The sequence below is a fragment of the Bradyrhizobium sp. genome, assembly GCF_049581145.1.
GTDB lineage: Bacteria > Pseudomonadota > Alphaproteobacteria > Rhizobiales > Xanthobacteraceae > Bradyrhizobium.
Window position 1 is genome coordinate 1 of record NZ_JBAURI010000313.1, and the last position, 1,561, is coordinate 1,561.

A 1,561-nucleotide genomic window follows, 5' to 3' on the forward strand; every position below is an offset into this window, starting at 1 on the left:
GGCGGGTGCTGTGCGATGCGGGGCATCAGGTCGTCTTCGCCACCGAGCGGGCCGGCACGGTCCCGGCTGCCGATCCCCGGCTGCTGAGCGGGGTGATCTTCGGGCAGCTGGGCGCCGCAGCCGAGGCCAATGAGCCGACCCGACTTCGTTGGAGGCTACGATGCTTTGGCCTCGGGAATGATTATAGTGTTACCCGAGCCCATTAGCCAGTCTTTCTCGTATTCCGCCGGAGGGATATCCCCGCAAGCAGAATGCAGCCTCTCGTTGTTGTACCAGGACACCCATTCCGCTGTCGCGACGGTCACGTCCCCGGCGCCTTGCCATGGACCCTCGAAGTTGATAAGCTCCTTCTTGTACAGGGAATTCACCGCCTCCGCGGCAGCATTATCATACGAATCACCTTTACTCCCGACCGAGCGGACCGCCCCGATATCTTCCAGGCGCCCGGTGTAACAGATGGATGTGTACTGCACGCCACGGTCAGAATGGTGAATCAGCTCATCACCGATATTCTCCCGGCGTGACCAGATCGCCATCTCCAGCGCGTCCAGGGCAAGATCAGCCCGCAGGTGATCGGCGACCTGCCAGCCGACGACAGCGCGGGAAAACAGATCAGTGACGAATGCCGTGTACACGAACCCGGAAAACGTGCCCACATACGTAATGTCCGCGACCCAGCGGCGGTTCGGCGCCGACGCGGTGAAGTCACGTCCCAGCAGGTCAGCGGGCCGCTGGCCACCGGCATCGGGCACTGTCGTGCGCGGCTTCTTGCGCCTGGCCGACACCCCGGCGATACCCAGCTCCTTCATCAGCCGCGCAACCGTGCACCGGGCCACCTCGATGCCCTCCCGCCGCATCTGGCGCCACACCTTCCGCGCCCCGTACACACAGCGGCCCTTCCTCCGGTCTTCCCACACCCGCATGATCTCTTTCTTCAGCCACTCATCCCGCTGCTCACGCCGCGACGGCTCACGCCCGCGCTTCTTCGCCGCGTAATACGTCGAGACCGGGAATTCCAGTACCGCGCACGCCGGCTCCACCCCGAACCGGTCACGATGTGAATCGATGAACCCGACTAGCGCGGAAGCCTGGGGTCGAGTTCGCGGGCGAAATACGCACTCGCCGCCTTCAATATCTCATTGGCGCGGCGGAGCTCCCGATTTTCGCGTTCCAGCTCGGCGATCCGCCGCGATTCCTCCGTCGTGGTACCCGGCCGGACCCCGCCGTCAATTTCCGCCTGCCGCACCCACGTCCGCAACGCCTCCGGGTGAACACCCAGCTGGCGGGCCACCCGCGCGAGCTCACCCCGGCCCTTTCCATCCTGGTCACGGACCTCGAACACCATCTTGACCGCGCGCTCACGCAGTTCCTCGGGGTACTTCCGCTGTGCCGGCATGACTCTGCATCCTCCCAGGAATCAGAGCCTCCAAGATCACCGGGGCGGTCCAATGCGACCAGGAACGAGGGAGTAGGGAACTCGGGCCGATGACAGCGTCGCTAGGCGAGACGCGATCCTGCGCAGATCCACACACACGGCAGTTACCTCGTGCCTAGCCCCACT

Annotated in this window: 1 protein-coding gene; it reads right to left on the minus strand. The window is 64.6% G+C overall.

Going from position 1 to position 1,561, the window contains the following annotated elements:
- Positions 1-155: 155 nt before the first annotated feature.
- Positions 156-1,396 (minus strand): IS3 family transposase gene (locus tag WCB02_RS10435; protein WP_423958023.1). Its coding sequence is split into 2 segments (ribosomal slippage): positions 156-1,093 and positions 1,093-1,396, totalling 1,242 coding nucleotides; the frame shifts between segments, so codons are not numbered across the junction.
- Positions 1,397-1,561: the final 165 nt, after the last annotated feature.